This window comes from Enterobacter sp. UPMP701, assembly GCF_053709515.1.
Map to the genome: position 1 here is coordinate 185,354 of NZ_JBSKJN010000004.1, position 20,563 is coordinate 205,916.

The following is a 20,563-nucleotide window of genomic DNA, read 5'->3' on the forward strand; positions in this document are numbered from 1 at the left end:
ACCCGACGTACACATTGCATTACCCGATATTCCCTTCTCCAACCTTCTAAAATCCCCAACAAAAAAAATAACTGTCATACTTTTCTGGCACTGTTGGACATATCGTGGAAATGCTCGCCATAATAAGGACGAGACGGATTTACCACGTCCTGTGATTGAACTGGAGTGTGAGCTGTAATGGGTCAGGAAAAGTTATATATCGAGAAAGAGCTAAGCTGGTTAGCATTTAACGAACGTGTACTCCAGGAAGCGGCAGACAAAAGTAACCCGCTGATCGAACGCATGCGTTTTTTAGGCATTTATTCCAACAACCTGGATGAGTTCTACAAGGTTCGCTTTGCCGAGCTGAAAAGACGGATCATCATCAGCGAAGAACAGGGCTTAAACTCGCACTCGCGGCATCTGCTGGGCAAAATCCAGTCCCGCGTGTTGAAAGCCGATCAGGAATTTGACGGCCTGTATAACGAACTGCTGCTGGAGATGGCGCGCAATCAAATCTTCCTGATTAACGAACGCCAGCTTTCCGTTAACCAACAAAACTGGCTGCGCCACTACTTTAAACACTATCTGCGCCAGCACATTACCCCAATACTGATCAATCGCGAAACCGATCTGGTGCAGTTCCTGAAGGATGACTACACCTATCTGGCGGTGGAAATTATTCGCGGTGAATCCATCCGTTACGCCCTGCTGGAGATCCCGTCCGACAAGGTGCCGCGCTTTGTGAACCTGCCGCCGGAAACTCCGCGCAGACGCAAGCCAATGATCCTGCTGGATAACATCCTGCGCTACTGTCTGGACGACATTTTTAAAGGCTTCTTCGATTACGATGCGTTAAACGCCTACTCGATGAAGATGACCCGTGACGCCGAATATGACCTGGTGCACGAGATGGAAGCCAGCCTGATGGAGCTGATGTCCTCCAGCCTGAAACAGCGCCTGACCGCCGAGCCGGTGCGCTTTGTCTATCAGCGCGACATGCCGGACGCCATGGTGGAGATGCTGCGTGAGAAGCTGACCATTTCGCGCTATGACTCCATCGTGCCGGGTGGCCGTTATCACAACTTCAAAGATTTTATTGGCTTCCCAAATGTCGGCAAAGCCAATCTGGTGAACAAGCCGCTGCCGCGCCTGCGCCATATCTGGTTCGATAAGTTCCGTAACGGATTCGACGCCATCCGCGAGCGCGATGTGCTGCTCTACTACCCGTACCACACCTTTGAACACGTGCTGGAGCTGCTGCGTCAGGCCTCCTTCGACCCGAACGTGCTGGCGATCAAAATCAACATCTACCGCGTGGCAAAAGATTCCCGCATCATCGATGCGATGATCCATGCCGCACACAACGGCAAAAAAGTCACCGTGGTGGTTGAGCTGCAGGCGCGCTTCGACGAAGAGGCAAACATTCACTGGGCGCGCCGCCTGACGGAAGCGGGCGTGCACGTGATCTTCTCCGCGCCGGGGCTGAAAATTCACGCCAAGCTGTTCCTGATCTCCCGTAAAGAGGGCGATGACGTGGTGCGCTACGCCCACATTGGTACCGGGAACTTTAACGAAAAAACCGCGCGGATTTACACCGATTACTCGCTCTTAACCGCTGACGCCCGCATCACCAACGAGGTGCGCCGGGTCTTTAACTTTATCGAAAACCCGTACCGTCCGGTGAGCTTTGACTATCTGCTGGTCTCGCCGCAGAACTCGCGCCGCCTGCTGTACGATATGATCGACAAAGAGATCGCCAATGCCCAGAAAGGCTTGTCGTCCGGCATCACGCTGAAGCTCAACAACCTGGTTGACAAAGGGCTGGTGGACAGGCTGTACGCGGCGTCCAGCTCCGGCGTGCCGGTTAACCTGCTGATCCGCGGCATGTGCTCGCTCATCCCGGAGCTGGAAGGCATCAGCGACAATATTCGCGTCATCAGCATCGTTGACCGCTACCTGGAACACGATCGGGTCTATATTTTCGATAATGCGGGCGATAAACAGGTCTATCTCTCTTCGGCTGACTGGATGACGCGCAATATTGACTACCGAATTGAAGTCGCGACACCGCTGCTGGATCCGCGTCTGAAACAGCGTATCCTCGACATTATCGAGATCCTGTTCAGCGATACGGTGAAAGCACGCTATATCGACAAAGAACTCAGTAACCGCTATGTACCGCGCGGCAACCGCCGTAAAGTGCGGTCGCAACTGGCGATTTACGACTATATCAAATCACTCGAGCAACCCGATTAACCTATGCCGATAAATGATAAGACCCCACGCCCGCAGGAATTCGCCGCGGTCGATCTAGGCTCAAACAGTTTCCACATGGTCATCGCCCGTGAGGTGGATGGCGCGCTGCAGATCATCGGTCGTCTGAAGCAGCGCGTCCACCTGGCGGATGGTCTTGATGAACGCAGCATGCTCAGCGAAGAGGCGATGGAGCGCGGGTTAAACTGCCTGTCGCTGTTTGCTGAACGCCTGCAGGGCTTCTCGCCCTCCAGCGTATGCATCGTGGGCACCCACACGCTGCGCCAGGCGCTGAACGCGCCGGAGTTCCTCAAGCGGGCCGAAAAGGTGATCCCCTACCCGATTGAGATCATCTCCGGTAACGAAGAAGCGCGTCTGATATTCATGGGCGTGGAGCACACCCAGCCGGAAAAAGGGCGCAAGCTGGTGATCGACATCGGCGGTGGTTCAACGGAACTGGTGATCGGCGAAGACTTCGAGCCACGGCTGGTGGAAAGCCGCCGTATGGGCTGCGTCAGCTTCGCGCAGATGTATTTCCCGGGCGGTACCATCACCCGCGAGAACTTCCAGCGGGCGAAAATGGCGGCTGTCCAGAAGCTGGAAAATCTGGCCTGGCAGTACCGTATTCAGGGCTGGAACGTGGCGCTGGGCGCGTCGGGCACCATCAAAGCGGCGCATGAAGTGCTGCTGGCGATGGGTGAAAAAGACGGCTTTATCACGCCCGAACGCCTGACCCTGCTGACCGAAGAGGTGCTGAAGCATAAAAGTTTTGACGCCTTAAGCCTGCCGGGGCTTTCCGACGAGCGTAAGGCGGTCTTTGTGCCGGGGCTGGCGATCCTCTGCGGCGTGTTTGACGCGCTGGCAATTAAAGAGCTGCGCCTTTCTGACGGTGCGCTGCGTGAGGGTGTACTGTATGAGATGGAAGGCCGCTTCCGCCATCAGGATATTCGCAGCCGTACCGCGCAGAGCCTGGCCAACCAGTACAACATCGACCGTGAACAGGCGAAGCGCGTGCTGGAAACCACGGTGCAGATGTACGAGCAGTGGGAGGAGCAGAATCCTAAGCTCGCGCACCCGCAGCTTGCTGCGCTGTTGAAATGGGCCGCAATGCTGCACGAGGTGGGGCTGAACATCAACCACAGCGGCATGCACCGCCATTCCGCCTATATTCTGCAAAACAGCGACCTGCCTGGCTTCAACCAGGAGCAGCAAACCATGATGGCGACCCTGGTGCGTTATCACCGCAAAGCCATCAAGCTCGACGACCTGCCGCGCTTCACGCTGTTCAAGAAAAAGCAGTTCCTGCCGTTAATTCAGCTGCTGCGCCTGGGCGTGCTGCTGAACAACCAGCGTCAGGCGACCACCACCCCGCCGACGCTGAAGCTCAAAACCGACGACCATCACTGGACGCTGAGCTTCCCGCACGACTGGTTCAGCCAGAACGCGCTGGTGCTGCTGGACCTGGAAAAAGAGCAGCAGTACTGGGAAGCGGTCACCGGCTGGATGCTCAAAATCGAAGAAGAGAGCGCGGACGTCGCCGCCTGAGGGCTCAGGCGTCCCCGGTGGACGCCTCTGCTTCCGGCAGTGACTCAAGCGCAACAGTGCTGCCAATCAGGCAGCCCTGGACATAATCGATACCCAGCGCGTGAACCGCGCAACGTATCTCTTCGGTCTCGACATATTCCGCCACCACCAGCATCTTCTTCATGCGCGCCAGATGACAGATAGACGCCACGATCTGATAATCCAGGCTGTTGTTGACCATATTGCGGATAAAGCTGCCGTCAATCTTGAGAATGTCGGCATCCACGCTTTTCAGCCGCGCATAGCTCGCATACCCGGTACCAAAATCATCAATCGCAATGCGTACCCCCATTTTCTGCAGCTGCTGGAGAATGTGTAGCGCCTGCTCCCCGCTGCCGAAGGTGCTGCACTCCGTCACCTCAAAAATCAGCTGCCACGGCTCAATGGCGTATTTCGCCAGCAGGCGGCTCACCTCGATCGGGAACTGCACCCGGCACACGGTCGACGGGGCCAGATTAATGGCAAAGCGCTGGCCGGGCAGCCTTTCGCGATGCGCGGCGAGGAAGCGCAGCGTGTGGTCCAGCACCCACAAATCCACCCGCGAAGAGAGGCCAAACTCCTGGGCGACGGGCAGGAACTGTTCAGGCGAGATTAACAACCCGTTTGCATCTGGCATGCGCAGCAACACTTCGTGATAGCCATCACCGCGCAGGCCGCGAACGGGCTGCACTAACAGCGTGAATTCGTCATTATCCAGCGCGTGCTGCAGGCGGCTCATCACCGCGACTTTATCCTTCAGGCTGCGCTGCAGATGGACGGCACCGCGCTGCTGAAGATTTTCCGGATGGTTAGAAGAGAGCGACAGATCGGCAACGACACCGAGTTCCCCCAGTACCAGATAGAGGTGGTTAACCGGCGAACGCACATAGCAGTAGCTCACGCCCACCTGCGGCTGCAGCGGCATCCCGTCCCAGACAAAGCGGAACTGCTTGATGTGCTCGTCCAGGGTCTCGATCCGCTGCTGATGCGACTCGGCGTTAAGACGAACCGCCATGTCACAGCCCGTCAGGTGATAGACCTGCTCATTGGGCTGGAGCGTACCGTTAATCCACTGCGCCAGCTGCTGCTTGTACTGAATGCGCAGCAACACGCCATAGTTACGGCCCAGAACCTCCAGCTCAGGAATGCGCAGTAAACAGAGCGCCGACCAGGGGGTTTTCGCCAAATCGCGCGACAGCGCCCGCAGGTTAGGCATATGCACGACCGGGTCAAGCAGCGCCAGCCTGCGGGAACGTTTGTTCACCGTGCGCTGCCGTGTCGCCAGCATCGACATGTAAATCACGACAAACGAAAAGACCAGATAACTGGAAGAGGTGATCGCCAGCTGGATATCGTACCCCTGGTTCACAGGGATATAGCGGTAAAAATAGTGAATAGAAACCAGCAGCACCGGCGTCCAGATCAGTGAAATCAGCTTATAGCCAAAACGCATCGCGCCCCAGAGCATCACCGGCATCAGTAGCGACAGGGTATAGTTGGTGGTGAAAATCGAACTGTTTTCATTCATCGGGAGCAGCAGCAGCGAAAGCAGCCCGCCAAGTGCCACCGTCCACAGCAGAAATTCTGTTGCCGTCACCTTTTTGTCTATTTGCACACGGATTTGCGAGATGAGGCTTTTGATATACCTTGGATGGCGAATCAGGCGGATAAGCAGATAGCTCAGCGGCACGCCCGTCAGCCCGCTGACCAGCAGCGCCTGATAGTTGATCAGCGTGCGAATATTGAGCGGGTTTAGCCCTGCCAGGCTCTGACGACTCTCATACACGCCCAGATACACCGCGAACTGGAACAGCAGCAGAAACAGCGTCGCGGGGCAGAAAGCCTGCCAGAAGATGCGCTGCGCCATCAGCCGCACGTCGCCGTACGCCGTCATATTACGTCTGGGGGCAAACACCCGGTAGCCGCCCCAGCTGAGCACTAAAGGAACGACAAAATGGAGGATCCCTGCGACGGTTTCAAACAGCCCGACCGAGGGGTAATAGCGGATAAACAGGGATAATATAATCCCGGGAAGCGCTTCCAGACCAAAAAACATCATCAGTGAAAGCAAAAATGAGAGCGGTAAATAATAGAGGGCCGCAATACCGTCCCCCAGCTGCGTGAACGTATTCGCCACGCTCAGTACGGGAAGTAAAGCCACGGGTAAAATAAGCGGCAATGCCCACCAGCGGTGTTTATTATTTTTCAAAAAAGCGAAAATGTTCATAGATGCCCGGTTAAACCCCTTTTTCTCCAGAGGGAAAATAAAGACAGGCATCCAACCTGACCTGGCGCCGCCCGGCGACGTGCGGGGCGAACTGTGTGGAGGAGGGATTTTAAATAGCAGGGCCGGAAATCTGTTGACTTAAATCAAACTATTTTACGCAAATAAGCCTTACTTGAGATTTTTTTGAAATAATTTTCTTCATATTATCAATATGGTAAATGCAAATATTAATTTCAATAACAATAATTAATGTAAACGTTGACGGTTATTTACACATTACGGAATTGACCCTCACATCCCGCTGTGCCTTAATATCCCCGTCGCCCAAAAGGGCATACCCAGGAAAAAGAGAGTGAGTCAGGCCACGCGTATGCGCAAACGACACCGTTTTAACACCCGGATGACCCGCATCATACTGCTCATCAGCTTTCTGTTTTTCTTTGGCCGCTTCGTTTACTCTTCTATCGGCGCCTGGTATCACCACCAGGATAAGGCCCAGGCGCAGCAGTCCAGCCTGAACGTCGACGCCGCCGATCGCTAACCCGCTGAAGGGTTTTGCACCAGCCGAATGATTCCTGCTATCCCTTTGCTGAGAATTTTATCCTGCCGCATCACAATGGCGAGCTGGCGCTGCGGCATGGGCGTGAGCGACATGACGCAGAGCCCTTCACGGTCAGCGTCATGCTCTACCGCCATTCGCGGAACGATACTGTAGCCTAGCCCAACCCGAACCATACGCTTGATCGCCTCAATGCTGCCAAGCTGCATTACCGTGGCGATCGTTAACTCATTGGCCGCAAACCAGCCATCAATGAGCGCCCGGGTACCGCTGCCAGACTCAAAGGCAATCAGCGGCTGAGCATGAAGCGCCTCTGGGGTTAACTCCCTGAAAGCGTCCTGCTGCTCCCGCGACGCGATAAAAACAAACTCCTCGTCCATCACCGGCATAACCTCCAGCGCGCGCCCGTTAACCGGCAGCGTCACCAGCCGCGTTTGCAGAAACTGCTCCAGCTGGCGTATTTGCAGGCTGACGGCGGGCTGGGAAATGCCCAGCAGATCCGCCGCCGCGGAAAAACTGCCGCGCTGAATCACCAGACGGAACGTCGCGAGATAGCCGAGATTAAGCGTCGTTATTCTAAGTTTCTCTTATACAGCGCATAAGGTCGCTGCTCCGCCAGCACCATACCGCGCCCGCTATGCTCAGGACAACTGCCCGACGGAATGAAAAACAATGGAAACACCTGCCCTGCCTCGCCGCCTTGCCCTCACAGCCGGATGTAATCAGCTCATCAACTGGGGGATCTCGTTTATATGCCCGGCACCTTTGCGCTGGCCATTTCAGCCGACCGGGGCTGGTCATCACCGCAGATTTACCTCGGCCTGACGCTGGTGATTGCCGGGCTGGCGATAGCGATAGTGCGCCGTCCCGGCAGGCAATCTGTATCGCACTGTATCCAGAACCCTGCGCTGACAAACGGGTACAAAACGCCGCCTCCGGCAAATATCTCCGATACATAAAAATGGTTTTCTTTCCCTGTCGCCATTCAGAACCGATAAGGAGAGAACCATGATTCGTCGTTACGCGCTTTTCCCCCTGCTTGTCCTGGCATCTGTAGCACATGCCCAGGCCACACCGCTGGACAACCTCAGCGCCGCAGACGTTAACGGCCCCGCCGCCGTTGCGCCGCTGGCGCAGCCGCAGCCGCCCGCAAAGCTGATCGTCGATCCGCCGCTCGCAGGCCCGCTAAGCAAAGGCGCGGTGTTTATCCAGTACCGTGCCGAAAACCTGCGCATCGAGCCGGTATTTGGCCCCGAGGCGCTCAAGATCACCCCGCGCATCGGACACATTCACGTGGTGGTGGACGGTGCGCCGTGGCACTGGGCTGACGCCAGCGGCGAGCCGGTGATCCTGGTGGGGCTGCCCGCCGGTAAGCACAAGGTAACGATCATCCTGGCCGACCCGACACACAAGCCGCTCGACCACAAAACTATTGAATTCACCGTACCGCCCCATGCGGCGGTCCACCACTTTTAAGGAGTCTGAAGATGAAAGCACTGTCTGTAGTGACGGCGGGCCTGCTGGCGCTGTCCGCCAGCGCCTTCGCGGAAAGTAAAACCAGCGTCGTGCTGGTGCACGGCGCGTTTGCCGACGGCAGCAGCTGGAATAAGGTGATTACCCTTCTGCAGAAACAGCACGCAGAGGTCATTGCCGTCCAGCTCCCGCTCACCTCGCTTAAGGATGATGTTGCAGCCACAAAACGGGCCATCTCCCGGGCGCACGGCGACGTGGTGCTGGTGGGCCACTCCTGGGGCGGCACCGTCATTAGCGAGGCGGGCAACGATGCGCGGGTAAAATCACTGGTGTATGTGGCGGCATTCGCGCCGGACTCCGGCCAGTCGACGGCGGATCTGGCGGGAAGCTACCCGCCGCCACCGGGCAGCGCGGGCATTGCTAAAACGGCGGACGGCTATTTATACCTGCCGACGGATGCCGTCAGGAAGGACTTCGCGCCTGATGTGAAGCCTGGTGAACAAAACGCTATCGCGGCCACGCAGGGGCCAATTAAGGCCGAGGCGTTTGGTGAAAAGGTCACCCACGCGGCGTGGCATGACAAACCGAGCTGGTTTGTGGTCAGCAAACAGGATCGGATGATCAACCCTGAGCTGGAACGGGCGATGGCGAAGGCGATCCACGCGAAAACCACCGAGGTGTCCGCGAGCCACGTGTCGATGGTCAGTCAGCCGCAGATCGTTGCCCGGACGATTGAGCAGGCGAGGCGGATGCACTGAGGACCATTCGCCCGGCGGCGCTGCGCTTGCGGGGGCCTACGGTTTCACAGGTCGGGTAAGCGCAGCGCCATCCGACAAGAAAGGCCGCCTCAGCCACCCCTCTCTGCAGGATAATCGCGATTAATCCACGCGTGATCCTCTTCCCAGGTGAACATCCATTTGCGCACCGGTCCCGCCATCACGTTGAGATAGTAGCTGTCATACCCGGCCATTGTCGCCACAGGATGGTAGCCCTTCGGCACCATCACCACGTCACGGTTATAGACTGCCATACACTCATCCAGCGTTCTGTCGTCGGTGTAAACCCGCTGCATGCAGAACCCCTGCTCCGGGTTGAGGCGATGGTAGTAGGTCTCCTCCAGATACGTCTCCTGCGGCGGGTTATCCGTGTCGTGCTTGTGGCTCGGGTACGAGCTGGTGCAGCCCTCATTGGTCCACACCTCCACCACCAGCAGGCTGTCGGCGGTCTTGTCTTCCGGCAGAATGTTGTGCACATAGCGCTGGTTGTGGCCTTTGCCGCGCGCCTCGGCGTCGATGTCCTGCGGGGCTATCAGCCGCGTCGGGTACGTGCCGTTGCCGGGGGCGGCGCAGACCGCCAGCTCCAGTTTCGTCAGCGCCTTCACCTGCACCGTCTCCTGCGGGGTGACGTACACCGCCCACGGCTTTATGCGCTCGAACGGGCTCATCCGCTCGCCGATATCGTTAAACTGCGCGGAAGAGGTGCTGATGGAGGCGCGCCCGGCGACCAGCACCAGGCAGCGCTCTTCGCTGACGGCGGGCAGCGTCAGCGTCTGCCCCTCCTGTAGCTCATACGCCTCAAAGCCGACGTAGCCCCACCCTGCGCTTTCCGGCGTGACGGACTGGGTGCGTCCCTCCGCGTTCGGCTGTTGCCAGCGTGATAACAGACGTGACATGTCGCCTCCTCAAATCAGTCCGGCGTCGCGGGCCAGACGGCTCAGGTTGTTATACCCCAGACGGGCATAGGTCAGCGGATGGGCTATCGCCGGATCCTGCTCTGCCTCAACCACCAGCCAGCCGTGATAGTCCTGTGCTTTCAGCAGGCTCATGATCGGCGGGTAATTGACGCAGCCGTCTCCCGGCACGGTAAACACGCCGCTCAGCACCGCATCGAGGAAGCTGGTTTTGCGGTTTTTGACCTCCGCCAGCACGTCAGCGCGCACGTCTTTACAGTGAACGTGGTTGATGCGCGACGCCCAGCGCTGCGCCACCGCCAGCGGATCGGCCCCGGCAAAGGTCAGATGACCGGTGTCCAGCAGCAATCCGACCTCCTCGCCGGTATGGGTCATCAGATTGTCCACGTCGTCAGCGGACTCAATCACCGTCCCCATATGGTGGTGATAGGCAATCTGCACCCCCTGCTGCTGGGTGTAGCGGGCAAATTCGGTGAGCTTCTCGCCGTACTCCTTCCAGCGCGCCTGTGGGAAGCGCGGGCGCAGGTGAACCGGGGTTTGCTGCTCGCCGTGAATGCAGCCGCTCACTTCCGCAAAGACCAGTACCTTCGCCCCCAGCTCGCGCAGCAGCGTCAGGTGTGACTGCACGGCGGCGATCTCTTCCTCCACGCTGCGCTCCAGCAGGCGGCCGGAGTACCAGCCGGAGACCAGCTGCAGGTCGTGGCGCTGCAGGATGGGGCCGAGCAGGCGCGCTTCGCGCGGGAATTTATTGCCCAGCTCGAAACCGGCAAAACCGGCCTCTTTCCCTTCGCTCAGGCAGGTCTCCAGCGAGGTTTCCGCGCCGAGAGAAGGCAGATCGTCGTTCGTCCACGTCAGCGGGTTAATGCCCAGTTGTACACTCATTGTCGTCTCCATTATGCGTGTCCGCGCTCGCGCCACCAGGCGATAAGCTGCAGGTAGTTGTCCCGAATGCGCGCCACCAACTGCGCATCGTCAATATCGTGTTTCAGCCACGCGCGGGAAGCCTCGCCAAACAGCGTGCGCCCCACGGCAAAGCCTTTGACTACCGTCTGCCCCGCTGCGGCTCTGAAGTCGGCGCGCAGCTGTTCCGCCGGAGCATCCAGGCCGAGGATCACCACCCCACGGCAGTGCGGGTCCCGGCGTTCGATAATCTCGCTCAGCGCCGTCCAGCCGTCGGCGGAAAGCGGCGGCAGCTTCCACCAGTCCGGGTAAATGCCCAGGTTGTAGAAGCGGGAGATGGCGCGCAGGTAGAGCTCGTCGCTGCGCGGCATGCTGGCGGGCAGAATCACCTCCAGCAGCAGCTCGTGCCCGGACTGGCAGCAGGCGTGGTACACCTCGGCGATTTTCTGCTCCTGCTCCAGGCGCAGGCCGTGGGCGTCTTCCGGGTGGAAGAAGACCAGGCACTTCACCACGTGCTCCTGCGGCCAGCTGATAAGCTGGGTGCCGATGTTGCCGTGCTCCATCTCCAGCGGCCGGGAGCCCGGCAGCTCAATGGGACGACCAATCCACCACCCTTCCCCGGTGATCGCGTTCAGCGCATCCTGCCCAAAGGTGCCGTCGCACAGCAGACCGGCTTTGCCCTCCAGCCCGGCGCGGCTTGCCGCCTCGCGGCTGGCCTGCAGGATCAGCTGCTTCAGCGCCGGAATGCGCTTAAGCGACGCGCCGCACTGCATCGCCATATCCTCAAGCTGGCTGCGGTGATCGAACGCCATCACGCACAGCTCCGGCCATTCGCGGCGGCGGGTGGTGACGCGGTGCAGATGGTTAAGACGCGGGTCAAGATCCGGGCGCGGCACCCTTGCTGCGCGGGAGAGATAGTCATCCAGCTCGATTTTGCTCGGCATCGCCGGGGCGCAGCCGTGGCGCGAGACCACCAGCGCACCGCAGGCGTTGGCGTAGCGGCACGCCTGCTCCCAGCCTTCGTCGTTCAGGTAGCCGCGCAGCAGGCCGGACATAAATGCGTCCCCCGCGCCGAGCACGTTCAGCACCTCCACGCGCACGCCGGTTACCGTCAGGCCATCGTCCAGACGGGGCGGAATGGCGTCGGTGTAGACTGAGCAGCCGAGCGCTCCGCGCTTGCAGACCAGCGCAGCGTCACTGACGGCGCGCACCTGCCCCAGCGCCTGCAGGGTATCCGTGCTGCCGCCCGCAATATGAAACTCCTCTTCGGTGCCGACAATGACGTCGAAGAGGTGCAGCACCTCCTGCAGCTCGCGGGTGACCTGGTCGGCAGCGATAAAGCGCGTTTCACCGTCGCCTAAAGAGGTCAGCCCCCACAGCACCGGACGGTAATCGATGTCCAGCACCGTGCGCACGCCGTGACGGCGGGCATATCCCAGCGCCGTCAGCACCGCCTCGCGGGTCTGCGGATGAGAAAGATGAGTCCCGGTGATGGCAAGACAACGTGCGGAGGCAATGTAGCTTTCGTCCACATCGCTGGCGGTAATCGCCATATCCGCGCAGTTATCGCGATAAAAAATCAGAGGAAAGGTGTCCCGGTCTTTAATGCCGAGTAGCACCAGCGCCGTGAGGCGTTGTTTATCCGTAATCAGATGGCTGGTATCGCAGCCTACCTGGTTGAGCTCTTCCCGCAGGAAGCGGCCCATATGTTCATCGCCGACGCGCGCCAGCATCGACGAACGTAAACCCTGACGCGCGGTGCCGTACGCCACGTTGCCGGAGGATCCGCCAAGGTATTTGGCGAAGCTCGACACATCCTCCAGCCGTGCGCCAATCTGCTGACTGTAGAGGTCTACCGCCACGCGGCCCATGCATATCACATCAAACTGCTTTTCCACGTTGATACCTCATCAGACAATGTCGTTCACGTTCAGCCAGCGGCCTTGCAGGTGTGAGAGCGCAATCGCGTCCAGCACGCGCGACACCTTCCAGCCCTCTTCGAAGTCCGGCCACATCGGCGCGTCGGCGGCAATCCCGTCCACCAGGTCGCGCACCTCCACCGTTTTTTGATCGTTAAAGCCAATTCCGTGGCCTGCGCCCATGCAGAACGCGGCGTAGTCAGGGTGTGCCGGGCCGACGAGCAGCGTGCGGAACCCCTGACGGTTCACCGGATCGTCATGCAGATAGAGCTTTAGCTCCGCCATGCGCTCCTGGGTGAAGCTGATGGCGCCCTTCGTCCCGGTGATCACGTACGACAGCCCCATCTTGCGGCCGCAGGCGACGCGGGAGGTTTCAATCACGCCCTGCGTCCCGCCCGCGAAGCGCACCATCGCGTGGGCCTGATCCTCGTTTTCCACCGCAATCATCTCTGACGATCCGGCCTTCGCCGGGCGCGCCGGGACCACGATCTTCAGGTCGCCACAGACCTGCTCGATCTCCCCCACCAGGTACTGGGCCATATTGACGATGTGCGCCGCGAGGTCGCCCAGCGCCCCCAGCCCGGCGGTCTCTTTAAAGCAGTGCCAGTGAATGGGCGACAGCGGGTCGGCCATATAGTCCTCGTTGTGGGTGCCGTAGAAGTGGATCACCTCGCCAATCTCGCCGCGCGCGATAATCTCCTTCGCCAGCTGCGCCGTCGGGTTCTTCATGTAGTTGAACCCTACCAGCGTTTTCACCCCGGCCCGCTTCGCGGCGTCGACCATCTCGCGCGCGTCGTGGGCGTTCAGCGCCAGCGGCTTCTCCGAGTAGACGTGCTTGCCGTGGCGGATCGCCTCCAGCGCCATCTCCTTATGCAGGTGGTTGGGTGAGCAAATATCCACCACGTCAATGGCCGGGTCGGCCACCAGCGCCCGCCAGTCCCCGGTGGAGCGATTGAAGCCAAACGCCTGCGCGCGCGCTGCCGCCAGCTCCGGCGTGACTTCCGCTACCATCTCGCGTACCAGCCTGCCGCGCAGGTTGAACACCGTCGGGGCCTGGGCATAGGCGATAGCGTGCGCCTTGCCGATATACCCGGTGCCAATCAATCCAATACGAACCTCTTTCATCGTGATCCTCACAGTGCGCCGCGACGGCTTTTGGCATAGGTATCGAATGCCACCGCCAGAACGATAATTAATCCGGTGATAATCTGCTGGTAGTAGGCCGAGACGTTCATCAGCACCAGGCCGTTAATCAGAATGCCCATGATGATGGAGCCGATTATGGTGCCGCCGATGCGCCCGTAGCCGCCCATCAGCGAGGTGCCGCCGATCACCACCGAGGCGATGACGCGCAGCTCAAAGGAGATCCCGGCCACCGCCTCGGCGCTTCCCAGACGCGCGCTCAGGATGAAGCCCGCCAGCCCCGCCAGACAGCCGATCAGCACGTAGACGCTGACCAGCACGCGCTTGACGTTCACCCCCGCCAGTCGCGCCGCCTCCGGGTTACCGCCGATGGCGTAGACGAAGCGGCCCCAGCGGGTTTTATGCAGTGCCAGATAGCCGCCGACGGCGACGATGGCGAAGATCCAGATCGGAATAGAGATGCCGAGCAGCTCCCCGCGCCCCCACCAGCGGTAGCCAGGGTCAAAACCGGCAATCGGCGCGCCGTCGTTAATCACCAGCGTCAGGCCGCGCCAGATGGTCATGCCGCCGAGGGTAACGATGAACGGCGGCAGGCGCAGGCGGGTGACGCCCAGACCGTGCAGGAAGCCAATCGCCGTGCCCATGGCCAGACAAATCCCCAGCCCAATCAGCCAGCTCATGCCGCCCCAGGCGTTCGGGTCGACGGTGGTGAAGTTGTCGCCTTTGATCACGTACGCCGCGGTCATGGCGCACACCGCCAGAATGGAGCCCACGGAGAGGTCGATCCCGGCGGTCAGAATGACAAAGGTCATCCCCACGGCCATGATCCCGTAGATGGAGACTTCGGTCAGGATGTTGAAAATGTTGCGTTCAGAGAAAAAGTTGCTGTTCTGCGACTGGAAGAAGATCAGCAGCAGGATCATGAAAATCAGCACCCCGAAGCGCTCGAAGAAGGCGATGGGATCGATGCGTCCGGCGCGTTTGACCGGGGCCTGCGTTTTAGAAATCATCTGCGTCATGAGTTACTCCGTTATGCCGCGTTCAGGGCGTTGTGGTTGATGGCCATCATCGTCATCAGCCGTTCTTCGTTAGCGTCGTCGCCGTGGATCTCGCCGGTCACCCGGCCTTCGCTGAGGGTGATGATCCGGTCGGACACCGCCATCACTTCAGGCAGATCGGAGGAGATCACGATCACCGCCACGCCCTTTTTCGCCATGTCAAACAGCACCTGGTGCACTTCCGATTTGGTCCCCACGTCGATGCCGCGCGTCGGCTCATCGACGATCAGCACCCGCGGGTTGAGCGCCATGCAGCGCGCGAGAATCACTTTTTGCTGGTTGCCGCCGGAGAGCTTGCGCACCTCCTGCGCGCTGTTGACCATTTTGATCTGCAGCGCCTGGCGGTAGGACTCAATCAGATCGTCCTCTTTACGGGTATTCACGAACCAGCGCCACTGCAGCAGCGAGGAGAGGCAGGAGAGCGACAGGTTGTCGCGAATCGACAGCCCCAGCACCGCCCCCTCTTTTTTGCGATCTTCCGGCACCAGCGCCACGCCCTGGTCGAGGGCATACAGCGGGTCGCGCGGCTGATACGGCACGCCGTCCAGCTCAAAGCTGCCGGAGGTAAAGGCATCTGCACCAAACAGGCAGCGCGCCACCTCGGTGCGTCCCGCGCCCACCAGCCCGGCAATGCCCAGCACCTCCCCGGCGTGGACGTGGAAGCTGATGTCGTGCAGGGCGATACCGTGCGGATCCAGCGGCGGCTTCTCGCGGCTCAGCCCCTTCACCGCCAGGCGGACAGGTTTGTCTTCATGATGGGTTTCGCTGGCCGGACGGCGGTTAAAGGCCACGTCGCGCCCGACCATCAGGCGGATCAGCTGCTCTACGTTGGTCTCTGCCACCGCGCCGGTGCCGGTGAAACGGCCGTCCTGGAAAACGGTAAAGCGATCGCAGAGCTGGAAAACTTCGTGCAGACGGTGGGTAACATAGATAATGCTCACACCGCGGTTTTTAAGCTCGCGCACCACGCGGTGCAGGCTTTCCACCTCGCTGTCGCTCAGCGCGGCGGACGGTTCGTCCATAATGATTAACCGGGCGTTGAGGGTCAGCGCCCGGGCGATCTCCACCATCTGCTGCTGGGCGACGCTCAGACGGGCGACCGGCGTGGTCGGGGCGACGTTCAGCTGCAGGTAATCAAGAATGACCTGCGCCTCCTGGTTTACCGCCTTTTCATCAACAATCAGGTTACGTTTACGCGGCTCGCGCCCGAGAAACATGTTTTCCGCGACGGTCATGTTGGGCAGCAGGTTGAACTCCTGATAGATGGTGATAATGCCCTTGTTCTGGCGTTCCACCGGGGAGTCGTCCACCGGCAGCGTTTCGCCGTTGAACCAGATTTCCCCGCGCGTCTGCGGCTGCGCGCCCGCGAGCGCCTTCAGCAGCGTGGATTTTCCCGCTCCGTTTTCTCCCAGCAGGGCGTGAATTTCTCCGCTGCCGACGGTCAGCTGGGCGCTGCTCAGCGCCCAGACGCCGGAAAAGCTTTTTGCCAGGTCGGTCACTTTCAGTAAGGGTTGCGACATCGGTCTGCTCCTCCTCATGATGAGCCGCCAGAGGCGGCTCGGGACATATCAGTTACCGGCCTCACCGATACGCTCAGCCTGCTGCAGGTTCTCTTTGGTGATCAGCGTCGGCGGATAGTCGGCCCCGGTGATGGCTTTCTTCTCGCGCACGTTGGCCACCAGCTGGCTCATCGCTGTCTGCACCGCAAAGCCCGGACGCTGATCCGCCGTTACCCCCAGCCAGCCGTCGCGCACGCGGGCCAGCGCTTCCGGCACTGCATCAAACCCGGTCACGAGGATTTCACCCGGCTTCACGCCCTGGCTCTGCAGCGCTTCAATCGCGCCCAGCGCCATATCGTCGTTGGCGGAGAGGATCACCTGCGGGCGCTTCGGCAGCGATGGCAGCACGCTTTCGACGATGCGCATCCCTTCAGAACGCATCCAGTTGCCGGTCTGATCGGCGACGATCTTGTACTTATCCCCGCCCGCCTTCAGGCTGTCGCGGATCCCTTTGGTGCGTTCAATATTGGAAGAGGAGCCCGGCTGACCGGTGAGGAGAATGATGTCCGCGCCGTTGGGGAATTTGGTTTTGACGAAATCGCCAATCGCCTGGCCGCCCTTGTAGTTGTTGGCGCCAAAATGCGGCACTTTCTTCTGGCTGTCGACGGAGCGGTCAAGGGTGACCACCGGCAGCTTCGCATCCTGAATTTCATCTACCGCGCTGGAGACCGCATTTACGTCGTTCGGGGAGACGATAAAACCCTGCGCCCCGCGGGTGATGGCATTTTCCAGGTCGGCCACCTGCTTCGGCGAGCTGCCCTGTCCGTCCAGCACCTGAAGCTTTACGCCCATCTCTTTTGCGGCTTTCACCGCCGTGCGCTGCATGTGAACTTCAAACGGCATGGCCAGGTTTGGCGTACTGAAAACAATTTGCTCGTTTTCGGCGAGGGCGGCCCCGGACGTCATGGCGATGAGGGCGGCTACGATCAGTTTTTTCATTATTATGTCTCTCTGTGTAGGGTTGTTGTGTTTAGAGGACGATCTCGCGCTGGCTACGCAGCGACTCCAGCGCTTTATCCGCAAGGTACAGCGCACGTTCACCATCATCGCCGCTGCAGTCAGGCACCGCTTCGCCGCGCAGGACCGCAACAAAGTGTTCCCATTCCGCGGCGTAAGCGGATTTGTAGCGCTGCAGGAAGAAGTGTTCCGGCAGCGCGCTGGTGCAGCCCTGTTTGCCGTAGTGCTGCACCTGGTTTTCCAGAATATTGCCCGCGCACAGCAGCCCTTCGGAGCCGTGCAGCTCCAGGCGCTGGTCGTAGCCGTAAGATGAGCGGCGGCTGTTGACGATGGTCGCCATCGCGCCGGAGGCATATTTCAGAACGATAAACGCGGTATCGATATCCCCCGCCTCGCCAATCGCCGGATCCACCAGGTTGCTGCCCTGGGCATACACCGACACCGGCTCTTCGCCCATGATGAAACGGGCCATGTCAAAGTCGTGAATGGTCATATCGCGGAACATGCCGCCGGAGACGCGCACGTACTCCGCAGGCGGCGGAGACGGGTCGCGGGAGATGATCAGCAGCGATTCCGGTTTGCCGATGCGCCCGGCCTGGGCATCGGTTTTCACGCGGCGGAACTGCGGGTCAAAGCGGCGGTTAAAGCCGATGAACAGCGGCACGTCGTACTCTTTGACCACTTTCAGGCAGTCGCGCACGCGGGCGAGGTCAAGGTGTACCGGCTTTTCGCAGAAGATGGCCTTGCCGTGGCGGGCGGCCATTTCAATCAGATCCGCGTGGGTATCGGTGGCGGAGGCGATCAGTACGGCGTGAACGTTAGGGTCGGTCATCGCTTCATCCAGACTCTGCTGACGGGCCTGATACTGCGCGGCGAGACGGGTGGCAAATTCCTGATTCGGGTCAACCACGGACCAGAGCGTGGTCGCGCCGTGGCTGGCGATGTTAGCTGCATGTACCTGGCCAATTCGGCCAGCGCCCAGTAAAGCAATGTTAAACATAACGGCTCCCGGTGTTGGTGAATGCTGTGAACTAACGACTCTATAAATAAAACATTTATTTCATTTTTATAAATAGTGAAAATTATATTTTTGAGTGCGGGTTAACAGTTTTGAGATGAATGAGATAAATTTTGTTATCAATCTCACAACATGGAAGGACATACAGAAGCGCCCCTCACCCCGGCCCTCTCCCCAAAGGGGCGAGGGAGAAAAGACAGCCCCGAGCCGTCCCCACTCCCCAAGTGGACAAGGGAGAAAAGGCCACACAGAACCATCCCCTCTCCCCTTTGGGGAGAGGGTTAGGGTGAGGGGAAATGAAATGAAAATTTCGTTACGGCAGGAAAACTCAATACTGACGGGCTTTTTTCACCTGCGCCTGCGTTTGCTCGGCGGCTTCACGCACAGCAGACGACGCCGCCACCTGCGCATCACCGGTTCGCCACCACGAGGCGTAGTCGTGGGTCATGGTCTTCGGCAATACCTTGATGTCCAGCAGCGTCGGGCCCGGATGCGTCCGTGAGGCCTCAAGCGCCGCCAGCAGGCTTTGCTCATCGTTCACCCGCCACGCGCGGCAGCCGTAGCTTTGTGCGTTTTGCGCAAAGTCGACCTTCACCAGCGGTCCGTCAAGCCGCCCGGTTTCCGGGTTGCGATGGCGGTTTTCCGTGCCAAAGCTGCCCATGCCGTGCCCCATCTGCAGGTTGTTAATGCAGCCGAAGCTGGCGTTATCAAACAGCAGAACGGTGATCTTAATGCCCTCCTGAACGGCGGTTTGCAGCTCGGAGTGCAGCATCATGTAGGAGCCATCCCCCACCATGGCGTACACCGGCAGTTCGGGTCTGGCGAGCTTCGCGCCGAGGGCCGCCGCAATCTCGTAGCCCATGCAGGAGTAGCCGTACTCCAGGTGATAGCTGTCCGGCGTTTTGACCTGCCAGAGGCGCTGTAAATCGCCCGGCAGCGAACCGGCCGCGCCCACCACGACGGCGTTATCTTCAATATGCTGGTTGATCAGCCCCAGCACCCGCGTCTGGGTCAGGTGGGTGTTGAGCGTCTCGCCGTACTCCGCCAGCTGCGCATCCAGGTGCCCCGCCACTTCGGGGGCGTCGTCAGGACGCCACTGGCGATCCCACAGGCGACGGCACTCGTCGCGCCAGGCGGACTTCGCCTCAGCGATCGCCTCTCCCCAGCCGCTGCGATAATCCCCGAGCGCGTGGGTTAATGCCTGGAGCCCGGTTTGGGCATCGGCAATCAGCGCGGTCGCGTCCAGCTTCAGGGCATCAAACTCGGCCACGTTCAGCAGCAGGAATTCGACGTCCGGGTGGGAAAAGAGCGCCTTGGAACCGGTGGTAAAATCGGTCAGGCGCGTGCCGACGCCGATCACTAAGTCAGCCTGTGGCGCGAGCTGGTTGGCGGCCATCCCGCCCGTCACCCCTACGCCGCCCAGGTTAAGTGGGTGGTCACTTACCAGCGCCCCCTTTCCGGCCTGGGTTTCGGCAAACGGCAGCTGCAGCGTCTCGACAAAGTCGCGAAATGCCTCATGCGCGCCGGAATAGCGCACGCCGCCGCCGCACACCACCAGCGGACGACGCTTGCGGGCAATCAGCGCCCGCGCCTGCGCCAGACGCTGCGGATCGGGCGGACGACGCTCGATGTGGTGCACGCGACGCGCGAAGAAGCTCAGCGGGTAATCCCAGGCTTCTCCCTGCACGTCCTGCGGCAGGCAAATGGTCACCGCGCCGGTATTCGCGGGGTCAGTAAGCGTTCGCATCGCGCTTAGCATCGCGCTCATCAGTTGCTCGGGGCGGTTAATCCGGTCCCAGTAGCGGGAGACCGGACGGAAGCAGTCGTTAGTGCTGATGCTGAGGTCGTGATACTGCTCAATCTGCTGCAGCACCGGGTCCGGCTGGCGGCTGGCATAGATATCGCCCGGCAGCAGCAGGAGCGGGATGCGGTTCGCCGTGGCGGTGGCCGCGGCGGTTACCATATTGGCGGCACCCGGCCCGACGGAGGAGGTGACGGCAAAAATGCGCTGACGGCGGTGCTGTTTGGCGAATCCCGTCGCCATATGCGCAATGCCCTGCTCGTTGCAGCCCTGCATCACCTGCAGATGGCCCGGATCCTGCTCCAGCGCCTGGCCGATACCGAGCACGTTGCCGTGCCCAAAGATGGTGGCCACGCCCTCCACGAAGGGCGTTTCGTTGCCGTCAATGCTGACGTACTGTTGATTCAGGAACCGGACCAGCGCCTGGGCCATGGTCATACGTTCGGTTTGCATAAAACCTC

Annotated in this window: 16 protein-coding genes and 1 pseudogene; 6 read left to right on the plus strand and 11 right to left on the minus strand. The window is 60.0% G+C overall.

Features of this window, described 5'->3' with window-relative positions; all coding sequences use genetic code 11:
• Positions 1-177 precede the first annotated feature (177 nt).
• Positions 178-2,238, plus strand: coding sequence for a polyphosphate kinase 1 (gene ppk1, locus ACWKXT_RS12430; protein ID WP_454529077.1), 2,061 nt, complete (start codon positions 178-180; stop codon positions 2,236-2,238).
• 3 nt (positions 2,239-2,241) lie between these two features.
• The gene (gene ppx, locus ACWKXT_RS12435; protein ID WP_119915374.1) at positions 2,242-3,780 is read left to right on the plus strand and encodes an exopolyphosphatase; all 1,539 of its coding nucleotides are present in this window, start codon (positions 2,242-2,244) and stop codon (positions 3,778-3,780) included.
• Positions 3,781-3,784: 4 nt separating this feature from the next.
• Here the strand turns inward: ppx and ACWKXT_RS12440 are convergent, their stop codons facing one another.
• Complete coding sequence (locus tag ACWKXT_RS12440) at positions 3,785-6,025, minus strand: EAL domain-containing protein (protein WP_454532557.1); 2,241 nt, start codon at positions 6,023-6,025, stop codon at positions 3,785-3,787.
• Between the two features lie 352 nt (positions 6,026-6,377).
• Between ACWKXT_RS12440 and ACWKXT_RS12445 the strand changes: the two genes are divergently transcribed.
• Positions 6,378-6,566, plus strand: a complete 189-nt coding sequence (locus tag ACWKXT_RS12445) for a YfgG family protein (protein ID WP_454529266.1) — start codon at positions 6,378-6,380, stop codon at positions 6,564-6,566.
• Here the strand turns inward: ACWKXT_RS12445 and ACWKXT_RS12450 are convergent.
• The gene (locus ACWKXT_RS12450; protein WP_454532604.1) at positions 6,563-7,159 is read right to left on the minus strand and encodes a LysR family transcriptional regulator; all 597 of its coding nucleotides are present in this window, start codon (positions 7,157-7,159) and stop codon (positions 6,563-6,565) included. The genes ACWKXT_RS12445 and ACWKXT_RS12450 overlap by 4 nt on opposite strands.
• Before the next feature lie 97 nt (positions 7,160-7,256).
• Between ACWKXT_RS12450 and ACWKXT_RS12455 the strand changes: the two are divergent.
• The 3 genes and pseudogenes from ACWKXT_RS12455 to ACWKXT_RS12465 form a co-directional block, all read left to right on the plus strand.
• A pseudogene (locus tag ACWKXT_RS12455) lies at positions 7,257-7,432 on the plus strand (MFS transporter); the annotation flags it as partial.
• A 160-nt stretch (positions 7,433-7,592) separates the two neighbouring features.
• Positions 7,593-8,060: a DUF6130 family protein gene (locus ACWKXT_RS12460; RefSeq protein WP_454532558.1), complete on the plus strand. Its 468-nt coding sequence runs from the start codon at positions 7,593-7,595 to the stop codon at positions 8,058-8,060.
• Positions 8,061-8,071: 11 nt separating this feature from the next.
• Positions 8,072-8,815, plus strand: coding sequence for an alpha/beta fold hydrolase (locus ACWKXT_RS12465; RefSeq protein ID WP_454532559.1), 744 nt, complete (start codon positions 8,072-8,074; stop codon positions 8,813-8,815).
• A gap of 89 nt (positions 8,816-8,904) precedes the next feature.
• Here ACWKXT_RS12465 and iolB read toward each other — a convergent pair whose 3' ends face one another.
• From iolB to iolD, 9 genes are all read right to left on the minus strand, one after another.
• Entirely contained in the window at positions 8,905-9,729 is an 825-nt protein-coding gene (gene iolB, locus ACWKXT_RS12470; RefSeq protein ID WP_454532560.1) for a 5-deoxy-glucuronate isomerase, read from the minus strand.
• Positions 9,730-9,738: 9 nt separating this feature from the next.
• On the minus strand, positions 9,739-10,629 hold the full coding sequence (gene iolE, locus ACWKXT_RS12475) for a myo-inosose-2 dehydratase (protein WP_454532561.1): 891 nt from the start codon (positions 10,627-10,629) through the stop codon (positions 9,739-9,741).
• Positions 10,630-10,640: 11 nt separating this feature from the next.
• Positions 10,641-12,545 (minus strand): bifunctional 5-dehydro-2-deoxygluconokinase/5-dehydro-2-deoxyphosphogluconate aldolase, encoded by a 1,905-nt coding sequence (locus ACWKXT_RS12480; RefSeq protein WP_454532562.1) that lies wholly within the window; start codon positions 12,543-12,545, stop codon positions 10,641-10,643.
• Between the two features lie 12 nt (positions 12,546-12,557).
• Entirely contained in the window at positions 12,558-13,691 is a 1,134-nt protein-coding gene (locus ACWKXT_RS12485) for a Gfo/Idh/MocA family protein (protein ID WP_454532563.1), read from the minus strand.
• Between the two features lie 8 nt (positions 13,692-13,699).
• Positions 13,700-14,728: an ABC transporter permease gene (locus tag ACWKXT_RS12490; protein WP_028014045.1), complete on the minus strand. Its 1,029-nt coding sequence runs from the start codon at positions 14,726-14,728 to the stop codon at positions 13,700-13,702.
• 11 nt (positions 14,729-14,739) lie between these two features.
• Positions 14,740-16,287: a sugar ABC transporter ATP-binding protein gene (locus ACWKXT_RS12495; RefSeq protein WP_454529273.1), complete on the minus strand. Its 1,548-nt coding sequence runs from the start codon at positions 16,285-16,287 to the stop codon at positions 14,740-14,742.
• Positions 16,288-16,335: 48 nt separating this feature from the next.
• On the minus strand, positions 16,336-17,265 hold the full coding sequence (locus ACWKXT_RS12500) for a substrate-binding domain-containing protein (protein WP_454532564.1): 930 nt from the start codon (positions 17,263-17,265) through the stop codon (positions 16,336-16,338).
• Between the two features lie 31 nt (positions 17,266-17,296).
• Positions 17,297-18,283 carry an inositol 2-dehydrogenase gene (iolG, locus tag ACWKXT_RS12505; protein WP_042715811.1) on the minus strand — a complete coding sequence of 329 codons (987 nt, stop codon included), beginning with the start codon at positions 18,281-18,283 and terminating at the stop codon, positions 17,297-17,299.
• A gap of 346 nt (positions 18,284-18,629) precedes the next feature.
• Positions 18,630-20,555 (minus strand): 3D-(3,5/4)-trihydroxycyclohexane-1,2-dione acylhydrolase (decyclizing), encoded by a 1,926-nt coding sequence (gene iolD, locus ACWKXT_RS12510; RefSeq protein ID WP_454532565.1) that lies wholly within the window; start codon positions 20,553-20,555, stop codon positions 18,630-18,632.
• Positions 20,556-20,563 lie beyond the last annotated feature (8 nt).

Bases quoted from the DNA above. Each gene is read 5' to 3' on its own strand.
- iolD (WP_454532565.1), bottom strand. From the start codon at position 20,555: ATGCAAACCGAACGTATGACCATGGCCCAGGCGCTGGTCCGGTTCCTG.
- ACWKXT_RS12495 (WP_454529273.1), bottom strand. From the start codon at position 16,287: ATGTCGCAACCCTTACTGAAAGTGACCGACCTGGCAAAAAGCTTTTCC.
- ACWKXT_RS12500 (WP_454532564.1), bottom strand. From the start codon at position 17,265: ATGAAAAAACTGATCGTAGCCGCCCTCATCGCCATGACGTCCGGGGCC.
- ACWKXT_RS12460 (WP_454532558.1), top strand. From the start codon at position 7,593: ATGATTCGTCGTTACGCGCTTTTCCCCCTGCTTGTCCTGGCATCTGTA.
- ACWKXT_RS12490 (WP_028014045.1), bottom strand. From the start codon at position 14,728: ATGACGCAGATGATTTCTAAAACGCAGGCCCCGGTCAAACGCGCCGGA.
- ACWKXT_RS12485 (WP_454532563.1), bottom strand. From the start codon at position 13,691: ATGAAAGAGGTTCGTATTGGATTGATTGGCACCGGGTATATCGGCAAG.
- iolG (WP_042715811.1), bottom strand. From the start codon at position 18,283: ATGTTTAACATTGCTTTACTGGGCGCTGGCCGAATTGGCCAGGTACAT.
- ppx (WP_119915374.1), top strand. From the start codon at position 2,242: ATGCCGATAAATGATAAGACCCCACGCCCGCAGGAATTCGCCGCGGTC.
- iolE (WP_454532561.1), bottom strand. From the start codon at position 10,629: ATGAGTGTACAACTGGGCATTAACCCGCTGACGTGGACGAACGACGAT.
- ACWKXT_RS12440 (WP_454532557.1), bottom strand. From the start codon at position 6,025: ATGAACATTTTCGCTTTTTTGAAAAATAATAAACACCGCTGGTGGGCA.
- ppk1 (WP_454529077.1), top strand. From the start codon at position 178: ATGGGTCAGGAAAAGTTATATATCGAGAAAGAGCTAAGCTGGTTAGCA.
- iolB (WP_454532560.1), bottom strand. From the start codon at position 9,729: ATGTCACGTCTGTTATCACGCTGGCAACAGCCGAACGCGGAGGGACGC.
- ACWKXT_RS12465 (WP_454532559.1), top strand. From the start codon at position 8,072: ATGAAAGCACTGTCTGTAGTGACGGCGGGCCTGCTGGCGCTGTCCGCC.